The following is a 15,402-nucleotide window of genomic DNA, read 5'->3' on the forward strand; positions in this document are numbered from 1 at the left end:
GGCTTTTGCCAAGGGATTGTTGTATTTTTTAACCAAGTTTTTCTCTTTTCTTATCTGGATTCCAGATAAAGCTTGCGATAAAGCTAAAGATGATAGTTAGGATAGCGAGGATAATGGCAAGGATGAGGGCAGGAATGCGGATAAACCACCAGAGTGGATTTGGTTTTTTATCATTGCGCCATTGTTTCGTTTCTTGGTCCAAACGTTGAAATTCTGTTTGGATACGATTGGCGACTGTTTCAATGCCTTCGTCATTCATTTTCTTGATATCGGAGATATCGATTGGATTTCCAAAGTTCATATCGACACGCTCGCGGCTAACCAAGCCTTTCAAGGTCATAGGACCTGTGTAGGTAACCGGCATGATACGGACCTTGGCCATTTTGGCAATCAGGGCAACGCCACCCTTGACATCGTTTGAGTGACGGCTCCCACTTGGAAACATGATGAGAGAGCGATCACTTTTTTTAAGAACATTGATAGGATATTTGATGGCAGAAGCACTAGGATTTTCACGGTCGATAGGAAAGGCACCACACATACGAATCCACCAGCCAAAGATACGGTTGGTAAAGAGCTCTTTTTTGGCCATAAAGATAAATTGTTTTGGCTTGGTCGCAAAGGCCATGTAAACTGGATCCCACCAGGTACGGTGAGGCGCAACTAAAATATAATTTTCATCTTGATTAGGAATTTTATCAGTATTATGATAGTGGGCATTGCCATTGATGGACCATAGGAGTAAGACAACCAATCCACGTAAATAAGTATAAAACATGCGATCTCCTTCGATTCTTTTCTTGTTATTATTATACCTTATCAAAGGAGGGCTGGCAAACTTTTCCCTTGACTAGGTCCATATTTGGGATGAGATTAGAATTCTTTTAGAAAAAATGATATGATAGAATTTATGGATAAAAATAAGATTATGGGATTAACCCAAAGAGAAGTCAAGGAAAGACAGGCTAAGGGCTTGGTCAATGATTTTACTGCTTCGGCCAGTACCAGCACTTGGCAAATCGTTAAACGAAATGTCTTTACCCTTTTTAACGCTTTGAACTTTGCTATTGCTTTGGCACTAGCCTTTGTGCAGGCTTGGAGCAATCTGGTCTTCTTTGCCGTTATCTGCTTTAACGCTTTTTCAGGAATTGTGACCGAGCTGCGGGCTAAACACATGGTGGATAAGCTCAATCTCATGACCAAGGAAAAGGTCAAAACCATTCGTGATGGCCAAGAAGTGGCTCTGAATCCTGAAGAATTGGTGTTAGGAGATGTCATTCGTTTGTCTGCAGGAGAGCAGATTCCCAGTGATGCCTTGGTTTTGGAAGGCTTTGCGGAAGTCAATGAAGCCATGTTGACGGGGGAAAGTGATTTGGTGCAGAAGGAAGTGGATACCTTGCTTTTGTCAGGAAGTTTCCTAGCTAGTGGGTCAGTTTTGGCTCAAGTCCACCATGTCGGTGCTGACAACTATGCTGCCAAGCTCATGCTAGAAGCCAAGACCGTTAAACCCATCAACTCCCGTATCATGAAATCGTTGGACAGGTTAGCTGGTTTTACTGGGAAGATTATCATTCCTTTTGGTCTGGCTCTCTTGCTAGAAGCCTTGATGTTGAAAGGCTTGCCTCTCAAGTCATCCGTTGTAAATTCGTCGACAGCCCTTTTGGGGATGTTGCCCAAGGGAATTGCCCTTTTGACCATTACTTCGCTTTTGACTGCGGTGATTAAGTTGGGCTTGAAAAAGGTCTTGGTTCAGGAGATGTACTCTGTTGAGACCTTGGCACGCGTGGACATGCTCTGTTTGGACAAGACGGGTACCATCACCCAAGGGAAGATGCAGGTGGAGGCTGTTCTTCCACTGACGGAAACTTATGGTGAAGAGACCATTGCCAGCATTTTAGCCAGCTACATAGCTCACAGTGAGGATAAAAATCCAACAGCTCAAGCTATTCGCCATCGTTTCCAAGGTCAGGTAGTCTATCCTATGATCTCTAATATGCCTTTCTCAAGCGACCGCAAGTGGGGAGCCATGGAGTTAGAAGGTTTGGGAACAGTTTTCTTAGGGGCGCCTGAGATGTTGCTGGATTCTGAGGTCCCAGAAGCCAGAGAGGCATTGGAGAGAGGTTCACGTGTCTTGGTCTTAGCTCTCAGTCAGGAGAAATTAGACCATCACAAGCCACAGAAACCATCTGATATTCAGGCTCTAGCCTTGCTGGAGATCTTGGACCCGATTCGGGAGGGAGCAGCAGAGACGCTGGACTATCTCCGTTCTCAGGAAGTGGGGCTCAAGATTATCTCTGGTGACAATCCAGTTACGGTATCCAGCATTGCCCAGAAGGCTGGTTTTGCGGACTACCACAGCTATGTCGATTGCTCGAAAATGACGGATGAGGAATTGATTGCTCTGGCGGAGGAGACTGCTATTTTCGGACGTGTTTCCCCTCATCAAAAGAAACTCATCATCCAAACACTGAAAAAAGCGGGACATACAACAGCTATGACAGGGGATGGAGTTAATGATATCCTGGCTCTTCGTGAGGCGGATTGTTCCATCGTAATGGCGGAAGGGGATCCGGCGACGCGTCAGATTGCCAATTTGGTTCTCTTGAACTCTGACTTTAATGATGTTCCTGAGATTCTATTTGAAGGTCGTCGCGTGGTCAATAACATTGCCCACATTGCACCGATTTTCTTGATAAAGACCATCTATTCTTTCTTGCTCGCAATTATCTGTATCGCCAGTGCTTTACTAGGTCGGTCTGAATGGATCTTGATTTTCCCTTTCATTCCAATCCAGATTACCATGATTGACCAGTTCGTGGAAGGTTTCCCACCATTCGTTCTGACTTTTGAGCGAAATATCAAACCTGTTGAGCCAAACTTCCTCAGAAGATCTATGCTTCGTGCTCTACCAAGTGCTCTCATGGTCGTCTTCAGCGTTCTTTTTGTGAAAATATTTGGAAGTAGCCAAGGTTGGTCTGAGTTAGAAATCTCAACTCTACTCTATTATCTCTTGGGATCAATTGGTTTCTTATCCGTATTTAGAGCCTGCATGCCATTTACCCTATGGCGTGTCCTCTTGATTGTTTGGTCAGTAGGAGGCTTCCTAGCCACAGCTCTCTTCCCAAGAATTCAAAAACTGCTTGAAATTTCAACCTTAACAGGACAAACATTACCTGTTTATGGTGTCATGATGTTGGTCTTTACCGTGATTTTCATCCTGACTAGTCGCTATCAATCCAGAAAATAAAGAAAGGCTGCAATCTGTGGATTGCGGTCTTTTTAGGTACAAGATTGCCAGTTGAAATGTGGTATAATAAGAGGTAATAGAGTTTGGAAAGTGAGAGAAGATGATTTCAAAGAGATTAGAGTTGGTGGCGTCTTTTGTGCCGCAGGGAGCCATTTTACTAGATGTGGGGAGTGACCATGCTTATCTGCCTATCGACTTGGTCGAAAGAGGCCAAATTAAAAGTGCCATTGCAGGTGAGGTGGTGGAAGGCCCCTATCAATCTGCGGTCAAAAATGTTGAGGCTCATGGTCTAAAGGAGAAAATCCAAGTCCGTTTAGCCAATGGTCTGGCAGCTTTTGAAGAGGCAGACCAAGTGTCGGTCATCACTATTGCTGGCATGGGCGGCCGTTTGATTGCTAGGATTTTAGAAGAAGGCTTGGACAAGTTAGTCAATGTAGAGCGTCTGATTCTCCAGCCCAATAATCGTGAAGACGACTTGCGTATTTGGTTACAAGACCATGATTTTCAGATTGTAGCTGAAAGCATCTTAGAAGAAGCTGGCAAGTTTTACGAGATTTTGGTGGTGGAAGTAGGACAAATGAAGCTATCAGCCAGTGATATTCGCTTTGGACCTTTCTTGTCCAAAGAGTTCAGTCCAGTCTTTGTCCAAAAATGGCAAAAAGAAGCTGTTAAGCTAGAGTTTGCCCTCGAACAAATTCCAGAAAAAAATCTGGAGGAACGTCAAGTTCTAGTAGATAAAATTCAAGCCATCAAGGAGGTTCTCCATGCTAGCAAGTGAGGTAATTAACGCATATGAAGCCTTTTGCCCTCAGGAATTTTCTATGGAGGGAGACAGTCGTGGCCTGCAAATTGGCACTTTGGACAAGGATATCCAAAGTGTCATGGTTGCTCTGGATATTCGTGAAGAAACGGTGGCTGAAGCCATTGAAAAGGGTGTGGACTTGATTATCGTCAAGCACGCGCCGATTTTCCGTCCCATCAAGGACTTGGTAGCCAGCCGTCCACAAAATCAGATTTACATTGATCTCATTAAGCATGACATCGCAATTTATGTCAGCCATACCAATATTGACATCGTTGAAAATGGCCTCAATGATTGGTTCTGTCAGATGCTAGGTATCGAGGAAACGACTTATCTGCAGGAAACTGGCCCTGAACGTGGGATTGGACGTATTGGAAATATTCAGTCTCAGACATTTGGGGAATTGGCCCAACATGTCAAGCAAGTCTTTGGTTTAGATAGTCTTCGATTGGTGCATTATCAAGAGAGTGATTTGCAGAAGTCTATTTCAAGAGTGGCCATCTGTGGTGGAAGTGGGCAGTCATTCTATAAGGATGCATTGGCAAAGGGGGCAGATGTCTATATCACTGGTGATATTTACTACCACACTGCCCAGGATATGTTGTCTGATGGCTTGCTAGCATTGGACCCAGGTCACTATATTGAAGTGCTTTTTGTGGAAAAAATTTCTGCACTCCTTACTCAATGGGAGGCTGAAAAAGGCTGGACTATCGATATTGTACCTAGTCAAGCATCGACCAATCCTTTCCACCATATCTAGTTAGAAAGTGAAAACAATGAAAAAAGTTGCCATTATCGGAGCAGGGATTGTAGGTGCAACAGCTGCCTACTACCTCTCGAAAGAAAGTGACCTAGAGGTGACCGTTTTTGACCATGGACAAGGTCAAGCTACTAAGGCCGCAGCAGGAATTATCAGCCCTTGGTTTTCCAAACGCCGCAATAAAGCCTGGTACAAAATGGCGCGCTTGGGGGCTGACTTTTATGTGGATTTATTAGCTGATTTAGAGAAGTCAGGACAAGAAATCGACTTTTACCAGCGTTCGGGAGTCTTTCTCCTGAAAAAGGATGAAACTAAGTTGGAAGAACTCTATCAACTAGCCCTCCAGCGTAGAGAAGAATCTCCTTTGATAGGGCAATTAGCCATTCTGGACCAAGCATCAGCTAACGAATTATTCCCTGGCTTGCAGGGATTTGATCGCTTGCTCTATGCTTCTGGTGGAGCGAGAGTAGATGGTCAACTCTTAGTGACTCGTTTACTAGAAGCCAGTCAGGTCAAGCTGGTCAAAGAAAAAGTAACTCTGACACCTTTAGCATCAGGTTACCAGATTGACGAAGAGGTGTTTGATCAGGTTATTTTGGCGGCGGGAGCTTGGTTGGGACACCTGTTAGAGCCTTTAGGTTATGAAGTAGATGTTCGTCCCCAAAAGGGGCAACTCCGAGATTATCAACTTGCCCAAGACATGGAAGCTTACCCTGTTGTTATGCCTGAAGGGGAGTGGGATTTGATTCCTTTTGCAGGTGGGAAATTGTCCTTAGGTGCTACCCATGAAAATGATATGGGATTTGATTTGACGGTAGATAAAATCTTGCTCAAACAAATGGAGGAGGCAGCCTTGCCCCATTATCCAGTTTTAGCTAGAGCGACTTCAAGAGCTGAGCGTGTGGGAATCCGTGCCTATACCAGTGATTTCTCTCCTTTCTTTGGGCAAGTGCCAGAATTGGAAGGTGTCTATGCTGCTAGTGGACTAGGTTCATCAGGCCTCACAACGGGTCCTATCATTGGTTACCATCTAGCTCAACTGATCCAAGACAAGGAGATGACTTTGGATCCTCTAAACTATCCAATTGAAAACTATGTCAAACGAGTAAAAAGAGAATAAGAATTTTACTGAAATTTTAGCCTCCCCTCTAGGATGGCAAATGACATTCCCTATCAAAAATGGTAAAATAAGAAAAAATAATCCGAGAATCGAGGAAAGAAGATGCAAGAAAAGATTTTAGTAACGGGTGGGGCAGGTTTTATCGGGACCCACACTGTTATTGAGTTAATCCAAGCAGGTCATCAGGTTGTTGTGGTGGATAACCTTGTCAACAGCAATCGCAAAAGTTTAGAAGTTGTTGAAAGAATCACAGGAGTTGAAGTGCCTTTCTATGAGGCAGATATCCGTGATACCGATACTCTTCGTGACATTTTCAAACAAGAAGAACCAACAGGGGTCATTCACTTTGCTGGCTTGAAGGCTGTCGGTGAATCTACCCGTATTCCTCTTGCCTACTATGACAACAATATCGCTGGAACTGTTAGTCTTTTGAAGGTCATGGAAGAAGCCGACTGTAAAAATATCATTTTCAGTTCTTCTGCGACAGTTTACGGGGATCCGCACACCGTGCCAATCTTGGAAGATTTCCCACTTTCAGTAACCAATCCATACGGTCGTACTAAGCTTATGCTTGAGGAAATTTTGACGGATATCTACAAGGCAGACTCAGAGTGGAATGTGGTCTTGCTTCGTTATTTCAACCCAATCGGAGCCCATGAGAGTGGTGATTTGGGAGAAAATCCAAACGGTATTCCAAACAACCTCTTGCCATATGTGACTCAAGTAGCCGTTGGGAAATTAGAGCAAGTGCAAGTGTTTGGAGACGATTACGATACGGAAGACGGAACTGGTGTTCGTGACTATATCCACGTTGTCGATTTGGCCAAAGGTCACGTTGCAGCTCTGAAAAAAATCCAAAAAGGTTCAGGTCTAAACGTTTATAACCTTGGAACAGGTAAAGGCTACTCAGTTCTTGAAATTATCCAAAACATGGAAAAAGCAGTGGGACGTCCAATTCCTTACCGCATTGTAGACCGTCGCCCAGGTGATATTGCAGCTTGCTATTCAGATCCTGCAAAAGCCAAAGCAGAACTCGGTTGGGAAGCAGAACTAGACATCACCCAAATGTGTGAAGACGCATGGCGTTGGCAAAGCAAGCATCCAAATGGATTTGAAGACTAAGATGGTGATGTCAATCATTGTCCCCTGTTTAAACGAAGAGGAAGTACTTCCTCTTTTTTATCAGGCTTTGGAAGCTTTACTTCCGGATTTGGGAACAGAAATCGAGTATGTCTTTGTCGATGATGGATCAAGTGATGGGACCTTGGAACTCTTAAAGACCTATCGGGAGCAAAATCCAGCAGTGCATTATATTTCTTTCTCGCGAAATTTTGGCAAAGAAGCAGCTCTGTATGCAGGCTTGCAATATGCGACAGGAGATCTAGTGGTGGTGATGGATGCAGACCTCCAAGATCCTCCTAGTATATTGCTTGAGATGAAAGCCTTACTAGACCAGAATACAGACTTGGACTGTGTTGGGACCAGGAGAACTAGTCGGGAGGGGGAACCCTTCTTTCGCAGTTTTTGTGCTAATCTATTTTACGGCTTCATGAAAAAAATTAGTCCAGTAGCCCTGCCGTCAGGTGTCCGTGATTTTCGCATGATGAGAAGATCTGTAGTGGATGCCATTTTAAGCCTGACCGAGTCCAATCGTTTTTCTAAAGGACTTTTTGCCTGGGTCGGTTTTAAAACCTATTATCTGGACTATCCAAATGTCGAAAGACAGGCTGGCAAGACCAGTTGGAGTTTTAGGCAACTCTTTTTCTACTCTATTGAAGGGATTGTTAACTTTTCAGATTTTCCCTTGATTATCGCCTTTGTGGCAGGTCTCCTATCTTGTTTTATTTCTCTGCTTATGACTTTTTTCGTTGTGGTGCGGACTCTCATTTTGGGCAATCCGACATCAGGTTGGACCTCTCTGATGGCTGTTATTCTCTTCCTTGGTGGGATTCAACTCTTGACCATTGGGATTCTCGGCAAGTATATCAGTAAGATTTATCTAGAGACTAAAAAAAGACCACTTTATCTTATCAAAGAAAAAAGTGACCTTCCTGATTTTACAGAAAAAAATAAAGAGAAAAGACTATAATTTTGCATGGAAATATGCTAAACTAGAAGGAGTGAAACGTTCTTATCGGTATTAGAGTTAATCTTTAATCAAGGCACGTGTCGGACAGTTTCTAACAGCTTCTACGACGTCCTGACTAGGAGAGATTTCTTTTTCTAGTTGGTCAGGGTCATCGTAAAAACGCACGATTCCATTATCGTGGTAATCAAATAAATCAGAATAAGTTTGGCAAAGCCCACAGGCGATGCAGCGTTCAGGTATAAGTGTGATTTTCATATTTATATTGTAATAAGAAAAGTAAAAAAAACAAGGAGTAAGGTATGGCAAAAGAACCGTGGCAAGAAGATATTTATGAGAATCAAGAAGAAACAAGATCAGAACGTCGTAAGAGAGAACAAGGTGGAGGAGTGCTGGCTAATCGTATCTTGACTATTTTAGCAAGTATTTTCTTTGTGATTATAGTCGTGATGATTATTGTTCTGATCTATCTTTCATCGGGTGGGAGTAATCGCACAGCAGCCTTGAAAGATTTTCACGATTCAGATACAAAAGTAGAGCAAGTTTCTTCTACTTCTAGTAGTAGTTCAGAGCAGGCATCTTCTAGTTCAGAGGAGAAGGTAGAAGAGTCATCTAGTAGCTCAGAACATCCAACTGATCCAGAAGGAACTACAAAAGTTATGGCTGGAGAAGGAGAAGCAGCTATTGCCGCTCGTGCAGGAATCTCGATTGCTCAGCTAGAGGCCTTGAATCCTGGGCATATGGCTACAGGATCTTGGTTTGCTAATCCAGGTGATGTTATCAAAATCAAATAGGAGTTGATATGAAAACAATTCAAATTGCTATTGACGGTCCAGCTTCAAGTGGTAAGAGTACGGTCGCAAAGATTATTGCTAAGGATTTTGGTTACACCTATCTAGATACAGGTGCTATGTATCGTGCAGCGACCTATATGGCTCTGAAACACCAGTTAGGAGTGGAAGAGATTGAGGAACTTTTAGCCTTATTGGACCAGCATCCAATCAGCTTTGGGCGCTCAGAAACTGGAGAACAACTTGTCTTTGTAGGAGATGTGGACATTACTCATCCTATTCGTGAAAATGAAGTGACCAATCATGTTTCTGCTATTGCGGCAATTCCTGAAGTTCGTGAGAAACTAGTTTCTCTCCAACAAGAGATTGCCCAGCAAGGTGGGATTGTCATGGACGGTCGCGATATTGGAACTGTTGTATTGCCACAAGCAGAACTGAAAATTTTTCTAGTAGCTTCTGTTGATGAAAGAGCAGAGCGTCGTTACAAGGAAAATATTGCCAAGGGAATTGAAACAGACCTTGAAACCCTAAAAGAGGAAATTGCTGCGCGTGACTACAAGGATAGTCATCGTGAGACTTCACCTCTCAAACAAGCAGAGGACGCTGTCTACCTTGATACAACTGGCTTGAACATTCAAGAAGTAGTTAAAAAAATTGAATCAGAAGCAAAAAAACGCATGTCCTAGGGACCGGAGAAGCAGGCTAAAGCTAGCCTGCTTCTTTTCTATCAAACTGAACGCATTCCAAACCAGTCTTTTTTTGAGTTTTTTGATAAAATAGTACTATCAGTAAAAAGGATGGAAGCATGACTAAGAAAATCGTAGCTATTTGGGCCCAGGATGAAGATGGTGTAATTGGGAAGGACAATCGTCTGCCTTGGCATTTACCAGCAGAATTGCAACACTTCAAAGAAACAACTCTGAATCATGCTATCTTGATGGGGCGTGTGACCTTTGATGGGATGGAGCGTCGCTTGCTTCCAAAACGGGAGACCCTGATTTTGACTCGTAATCCAGAAGAAAAGATAGACGGGGTTACTACTTTTTATGATGTCCAGTCTGTCTTGGGCTGGTATCAGGCTCAAGAAAAGAATCTCTATATTCTTGGAGGAAAGCAGATTTTTCAGGCTTTTGAACCCTACCTTGATGAGGTGATTGTGACTCAAATTCATGCTCGGGTGGAAGGAGATACCTATTTTCCTGAAGAGTTTGACTTGTCTCTTTTTGAGACGATTTCAAGCAAATCCTATACCAAAGATGAGAAAAATCCTTATGATTTTACCATCCAATACCGCAAGAGAAAGGAAGTCTAATGGAACGTAGTATATTTGGTTTTTTCACAGCCATGCTGTGCTTGGTCTGCTTGCTTGCAGGAGCACAGGCTTTTCGTAAAAAGCGCTATGGACTTTCTGTCCTGCTCTGGTTAAATGCCTTTACCAATTTGGTCAATAGTATCCATGCTTTTTACATGACCTTATTTTAGATAGAATGACAGTATAGAATAGAACGGAAGGAAATCATGCCTACAAATAGGAATAATGATATGATGGTTTATTGCTCATTTTGTGGCAAAAGCCAAGAAGAAGTACAAAAAATAATCGCAGGTAACAACGCCTTTATCTGTAATGAATGTGTGGAGTTAGCCCAGGAAATCATTCGGGAGGAGTTGGCTGAGGAAGTCTTGGCAGACTTGTCTGAGGTACCAAAACCAATTGAACTCCTCCATATCTTGAACCACTATGTAATTGGTCAGGATCGTGCCAAGCGTGCCTTGGCAGTGGCGGTTTACAACCACTACAAACGTATCAATTTCCACGATACGCGTGAAGAGTCCGAAGATGTGGATTTGCAGAAGTCAAACATCTTGATGATTGGCCCAACTGGTTCAGGGAAAACTTTCCTGGCCCAGACCTTGGCTAAGAGCTTGAATGTGCCTTTTGCGATTGCGGATGCAACAGCTCTTACTGAGGCTGGTTATGTAGGTGAGGACGTGGAAAATATCCTCCTCAAACTCTTGCAGGCTGCTGACTTTAACATTGAACGTGCAGAGCGTGGCATTATCTACGTGGATGAAATTGACAAGATTGCCAAGAAGAGCGAGAACGTGTCTATCACACGTGATGTTTCTGGTGAAGGGGTGCAACAAGCCCTTCTCAAGATTATCGAGGGAACTGTTGCCAGCGTACCGCCTCAAGGTGGACGTAAACATCCACAACAAGAGATGATTCAAGTGGATACAAAAAATATCCTCTTCATCGTGGGTGGTGCCTTTGATGGTATCGAAGAAATCGTCAAACAACGTCTGGGTGAAAAAGTCATCGGATTTGGTCAAAATAACAAGGCGATTGATGAAAATAGCTCTTACATGCAAGAAATCATCGCAGAAGATATTCAAAAATTCGGTATTATCCCTGAGTTGATTGGACGCTTGCCTGTCTTTGCTGCTCTTGAGCAGTTGACAGTAGATGATTTGGTTCGCATCTTGAAAGAGCCAAGAAATGCTTTGGTCAAACAATACCAAACCTTGCTTTCTTATGATGATGTCGAGTTGGAATTTGACGACGAAGCCCTTCAAGAAATCGCCAATAAGGCTATCGAACGCAAAACTGGTGCGCGTGGTCTTCGCTCGATTATCGAAGAAACCATGCTAGATGTCATGTTTGAAGTACCGAGTCAGGAAAATGTGAAATTGGTCCGCATCACTAAAGAAGCTGTCGATGGAACGGATAAACCAATCCTAGAAACAGCCTAGAGGTGACTATGGAACTTAATACACACAATGCAGAAATCTTGCTCAGTGCGGCCAATAAATCCCACTACCCACAGGATGAACTGCCAGAAATCGCTCTTGCAGGGCGTTCAAATGTTGGTAAATCTAGCTTTATCAATACAATGCTGAACCGTAAGAATCTCGCCCGAACATCAGGTAAACCTGGTAAAACCCAGCTTCTCAACTTCTTTAATATCGATGATAAGATGCGCTTTGTGGATGTGCCTGGTTATGGTTATGCCCGTGTTTCTAAAAAGGAACGTGAAAAGTGGGGGCGCATGATTGAGGAGTACTTAACGACTCGGGAAAATCTTCGTGCAGTGGTCAGTCTAGTTGACCTTCGTCATGACCCGTCAGCAGATGATGTGCAGATGTACGAATTTCTCAAGTATTATGAGATTCCGGTTATTATCGTTGCGACCAAGGCGGACAAGATTCCTCGTGGTAAATGGAACAAGCACGAATCAGCAATTAAAAAGAAATTAAACTTTGACCCAAGTGATGATTTCATCCTCTTTTCATCTGTCAGCAAGGCAGGGATGGATGAGGCTTGGGATTCAATCTTAGAAAAATTGTGAGGAAAAGAAAATGGCAAAAACAATTCATACAGATAAGGCCCCAAAGGCTATCGGACCATATGTTCAAGGAAAAATCGTTGGCAACCTTTTGTTTGCTAGTGGTCAAGTTCCTCTCTCTCCTGAAACTGGGGAAATCGTTGGAGAAACGATCCAAGAACAGACAGAACAAGTCTTGAAAAACATCGGTGCTATTTTGGCAGAAGCAGGAACTGACTTTGACCATGTTGTCAAAACAACTTGTTTCTTGAGCGATATGAACGACTTTGTTCCTTTTAATGAGGTTTACCAAACGGCCTTTAAAGAGGAATTTCCAGCTCGTTCAGCTGTGGAGGTAGCTCGTCTTCCTCGTGATGTAAAAGTCGAAATCGAAGTCATCGCAGAGATTGGATAAGCTAGTTGAAGTTTGGTGTTGCCAAACTTCTTTTGATATAAGGAGAAAAAGATGACAAAGAAACAACTTCACTTGGTGATTGTGACAGGGATGAGTGGTGCAGGGAAAACTGTAGCCATTCAGTCTTTCGAGGATTTGGGATATTTCACTATTGATAATATGCCGCCAGCTCTCTTGCCTAAGTTTTTGCAGTTGGTGGAAACAAAGGAAGACGACCATAAGTTGGCCTTGGTAGTGGATATGCGTAGCCGTTCTTTCTTTTCAGAGATTCAAACTGTTTTGGATGAGTTGGAAAACAAGGAAGAACTGGACTTTAAAATTCTCTTTTTGGATGCAGCTGATAAGGAATTGGTCGCGCGTTACAAGGAAACTAGACGAAGTCACCCTCTAGCTGCAGATGGACGGATTTTGGATGGAATTAAGCTGGAACGTGAACTCTTGGCGCCTTTGAAAAATATGAGTCAAAATGTGGTGGATACGACTGAACTCACTCCACGTGAGCTACGTAAAACCCTTGCAGAACAGTTTTCAGATCAAGAACAAGCCCAGTCTTTCCGTATCGAAGTCATGTCTTTTGGCTTTAAATATGGAATCCCGATTGATGCGGACTTGGTCTTTGATGTCCGTTTTTTACCAAATCCCTACTACCTACCAGAACTGAGAAACCAAACGGGTGTGGATGAACCTGTTTATGATTATGTCATGAATCACCCTGAGTCAGAAGATTTTTATCAACATTTGTTGGCATTGATTGAGCCGATTTTGCCAAGTTACCAAAAGGAAGGAAAGTCCGTTTTGACCATTGCCATGGGTTGTACAGGTGGTCAACACCGTAGTGTGGCCTTTGCTAAACGCTTAGCGCAGGACTTATCCAAGAATTGGCCTGTTAATGAAGGGCATCGCGACAAAGACCGAAGAAAGGAAACGGTAAACCGTTCATGAGAAAACCAAAGATAACGGTGATTGGTGGAGGGACTGGGATCCCCGTCATTCTTAAAAGTCTGCGGGAAAAAGATGTGGAAATCGCAGCTATCGTAACGGTGGCGGATGATGGTGGTTCTTCAGGTGAACTCAGAAAAAATATGCAACAATTGACACCGCCAGGTGATCTTCGCAATGTCCTTGTGGCTATGTCGGATATGCCTAAGTTTTATGAGAAGGTCTTTCAGTATCGCTTTTCTGAAGATGCAGGAGCCTTTGCTGGTCATCCATTGGGTAATCTCATCATTGCTGGCTTGTCAGAAATGCAGGGTTCGACCTATAATGCCATGCAGTTACTGAGCAAATTTTTCCATACAACTGGGAAGATTTATCCTTCCAGTGACCATCCTTTGACCCTTCATGCGGTCTTTCAGGATGGGACAGAAGTGGCTGGAGAGAGCCATATTGCAGACCATCCAGGCATGATTGACCATGTCTATGTGACCAATACCCTCAACGATGATACGCCTCTGGCTAGCCGTCGAGTAGTGCAGACCATTCTTGAAAGTGACATGATTGTCCTCGGACCTGGTTCTCTATTTACCTCTATTTTGCCCAATATCGTGATTAAGGAAATCGGGCAGGCGCTTTTGGAAACTAAGGCAGAAATCGCCTATGTCTGCAATATCATGACCCAACGTGGGGAGACGGAACACTTTACAGATAGTGACCACGTGGAGGTCTTGCATCGTCACCTTGGTCGCCCTTTTATCGATACTGTTTTGGTGAATATCGAAAAAGTGCCTCAGGAATACATGAATTCCAACCGTTTTGATGAATACTTGGTCCAGGTGGAACATGATTTTGCTGGTCTTTGTAAGCAAGTTCCGCGCGTGATTTCATCTAACTTCCTTCGTCTGGAAAATGGAGGAGCCTTCCACGATGGAGATTTGATCGTGGATGAGTTGATGCGGATTATACAGGTGAGAAAATGAGTTTCACAGTAGCAGTAAAAGAAGAAATCCTAGGTCAGCACCATCTGAGCCGGCATGAATTATCTGCCATTATCAAAATGTCTGGTAGTATTGGTCTCTCGACTTCGGGCTTGACCTTGTCAGTTGTGACAGAAAATGCCAAACTGGCTCGTCACCTCTACGAGTCCTTTCTCCATTTCTACGAAATCAAATCGGAAATTCGCCACCACCAAAGAAGCAATCTTCGTAAGAATCGGGTCTATACCGTTTTTACAGATGAAAAGGTGCAGGACTTATTGAGTGATTTGCACTTGGCAGACTCCTTTTTTTGTCTGGAAACAGGTATTGACGAGGAGATTTTATCAGATGAGGAAGCAGGTCGTGCTTATCTTTGTGGCGCTTTCTTGGCAAATGGAAGCATTCGTGACCCTGAGTCAGGCAAGTATCAGTTGGAAATCAGTTCTGTTTATCTGGACCACGCACAAGGGCTTGCCTCTCTTCTCCAGCAGTTTTTACTGGATGCCAAGGTTCTTGAGCGAAAGAAGGGGGCTGTGACCTATCTCCAGCGAGCCGAAGATATTATGGACTTCTTGATTGTCATCGGAGCCATGCAGGCGCGTGATGATTTTGAGCGGGTTAAGATTTTACGAGAAACTCGTAACGACCTCAATCGGGCCAATAATGCTGAGACAGCTAATATCGCTCGGACAGTTTCTGCCAGCATGAAGACTATCAACAATATCAGCAAAATCAAAGATATTATGGGCTTAGAAAATTTGCCAGTAGATTTGCAGGAGGTGGCGCAATTGCGGATTCAGCACCCAGACTACTCTATCCAGCAGTTGGCAGATAGCCTCAGTACTCCCCTTACCAAGAGTGGTGTTAACCACAGACTCAGAAAAATCAACAAGATAGCTGATGAACTATAAAACCACGAATCCTATGTGACTCGTGGTTATTTTT

The 15,402-nt window shown here is 43.4% G+C and carries 18 protein-coding genes; 16 read left to right on the plus strand and 2 right to left on the minus strand.

Annotation, left to right across the window (positions count from 1 at the left end; translation table 11 throughout):
- Positions 1-28 precede the first annotated feature (28 nt).
- Positions 29-778 (minus strand): lysophospholipid acyltransferase family protein, encoded by a 750-nt coding sequence (locus tag SK578_RS04055; RefSeq protein WP_042750763.1) that lies wholly within the window; start codon positions 776-778, stop codon positions 29-31.
- Positions 779-910: 132 nt separating this feature from the next.
- On the opposite strand from SK578_RS04055, the gene SK578_RS04060 reads away from it, so the two are divergent.
- The 6 genes from SK578_RS04060 (at position 911) to SK578_RS04085 (ending at position 8,018) form a co-directional block, all read left to right on the plus strand.
- Positions 911-3,247: a cation-translocating P-type ATPase gene (locus SK578_RS04060; protein WP_042751489.1), complete on the plus strand. Its 2,337-nt coding sequence runs from the start codon at positions 911-913 to the stop codon at positions 3,245-3,247.
- Between the two features lie 100 nt (positions 3,248-3,347).
- A complete protein-coding gene (locus SK578_RS04065) occupies positions 3,348-4,025 on the plus strand; it encodes a tRNA (adenine(22)-N(1))-methyltransferase (protein WP_042750764.1) in 678 nt (225 codons plus the stop codon).
- The gene (locus tag SK578_RS04070) at positions 4,012-4,809 is read left to right on the plus strand and encodes a Nif3-like dinuclear metal center hexameric protein (RefSeq protein ID WP_042750766.1); all 798 of its coding nucleotides are present in this window, start codon (positions 4,012-4,014) and stop codon (positions 4,807-4,809) included. Before SK578_RS04065 ends, SK578_RS04070 begins: the two co-directional genes overlap by 14 nt.
- 16 nt (positions 4,810-4,825) lie before the next feature.
- Positions 4,826-5,929, plus strand: a complete 1,104-nt coding sequence (locus SK578_RS04075) for an NAD(P)/FAD-dependent oxidoreductase (protein WP_042750769.1) — start codon at positions 4,826-4,828, stop codon at positions 5,927-5,929.
- Positions 5,930-6,031: 102 nt separating this feature from the next.
- Positions 6,032-7,051, plus strand: coding sequence for a UDP-glucose 4-epimerase GalE (gene galE / locus SK578_RS04080; protein WP_042750771.1), 1,020 nt, complete (start codon positions 6,032-6,034; stop codon positions 7,049-7,051).
- Entirely contained in the window at positions 7,035-8,018 is a 984-nt protein-coding gene (locus SK578_RS04085) for a glycosyltransferase family 2 protein (protein ID WP_284697404.1), read from the plus strand. The genes galE and SK578_RS04085 overlap by 17 nt, the downstream gene beginning before the upstream one ends.
- Positions 8,019-8,075: 57 nt before the next feature.
- Here the strand turns inward: SK578_RS04085 and SK578_RS10525 are convergent, their stop codons facing one another.
- Entirely contained in the window at positions 8,076-8,273 is a 198-nt protein-coding gene (locus SK578_RS10525; protein ID WP_161683526.1) for a ferredoxin, read from the minus strand.
- A 44-nt stretch (positions 8,274-8,317) separates the two neighbouring features.
- Here SK578_RS10525 and SK578_RS04090 point away from each other — a divergent pair, with 44 nt between their 5' ends.
- The 10 genes from SK578_RS04090 to whiA all read left to right on the plus strand — a co-directional run bounded on the left by SK578_RS04090 (position 8,318) and on the right by whiA (position 15,368).
- On the plus strand, positions 8,318-8,809 hold the full coding sequence (locus tag SK578_RS04090; protein ID WP_042750773.1) for an SAG1386/EF1546 family surface-associated protein: 492 nt from the start codon (positions 8,318-8,320) through the stop codon (positions 8,807-8,809).
- Positions 8,810-8,817: 8 nt separating this feature from the next.
- Positions 8,818-9,492, plus strand: a complete 675-nt coding sequence (gene cmk, locus SK578_RS04095; protein WP_042750775.1) for a (d)CMP kinase — start codon at positions 8,818-8,820, stop codon at positions 9,490-9,492.
- A 119-nt stretch (positions 9,493-9,611) separates the two neighbouring features.
- A complete protein-coding gene (locus tag SK578_RS04100; RefSeq protein WP_042750778.1) occupies positions 9,612-10,118 on the plus strand; it encodes a dihydrofolate reductase in 507 nt (168 codons plus the stop codon).
- Positions 10,118-10,288, plus strand: a complete 171-nt coding sequence (locus SK578_RS11025; protein ID WP_000442260.1) for a hypothetical protein — start codon at positions 10,118-10,120, stop codon at positions 10,286-10,288. The genes SK578_RS04100 and SK578_RS11025 overlap by 1 nt, the downstream gene beginning before the upstream one ends.
- 36 nt (positions 10,289-10,324) lie before the next feature.
- Positions 10,325-11,557, plus strand: a complete 1,233-nt coding sequence (gene clpX, locus SK578_RS04110; RefSeq protein WP_012972566.1) for an ATP-dependent Clp protease ATP-binding subunit ClpX — start codon at positions 10,325-10,327, stop codon at positions 11,555-11,557.
- Positions 11,558-11,565: 8 nt separating this feature from the next.
- Positions 11,566-12,153, plus strand: a complete 588-nt coding sequence (gene yihA, locus SK578_RS04115; protein ID WP_042750782.1) for a ribosome biogenesis GTP-binding protein YihA/YsxC — start codon at positions 11,566-11,568, stop codon at positions 12,151-12,153.
- Positions 12,154-12,163: 10 nt separating this feature from the next.
- Positions 12,164-12,544 carry a RidA family protein gene (locus tag SK578_RS04120; protein ID WP_001140420.1) on the plus strand — a complete coding sequence of 127 codons (381 nt, stop codon included), beginning with the start codon at positions 12,164-12,166 and terminating at the stop codon, positions 12,542-12,544.
- 51 nt (positions 12,545-12,595) lie between these two features.
- A complete protein-coding gene (gene rapZ / locus SK578_RS04125) occupies positions 12,596-13,486 on the plus strand; it encodes an RNase adapter RapZ (protein ID WP_042750784.1) in 891 nt (296 codons plus the stop codon).
- Positions 13,483-14,460 carry a YvcK family protein gene (locus SK578_RS04130; RefSeq protein ID WP_001231075.1) on the plus strand — a complete coding sequence of 326 codons (978 nt, stop codon included), beginning with the start codon at positions 13,483-13,485 and terminating at the stop codon, positions 14,458-14,460. Before rapZ ends, SK578_RS04130 begins: the two co-directional genes overlap by 4 nt.
- Entirely contained in the window at positions 14,457-15,368 is a 912-nt protein-coding gene (whiA, locus tag SK578_RS04135) for a DNA-binding protein WhiA (protein ID WP_042750786.1), read from the plus strand. Before SK578_RS04130 ends, whiA begins: the two co-directional genes overlap by 4 nt.
- The last annotated feature ends 34 nt before the right edge of the window (positions 15,369-15,402 follow it).

Source organism: Streptococcus mitis, from assembly GCF_000722755.1.
GTDB lineage: Bacteria > Bacillota > Bacilli > Lactobacillales > Streptococcaceae > Streptococcus > Streptococcus mitis_CM.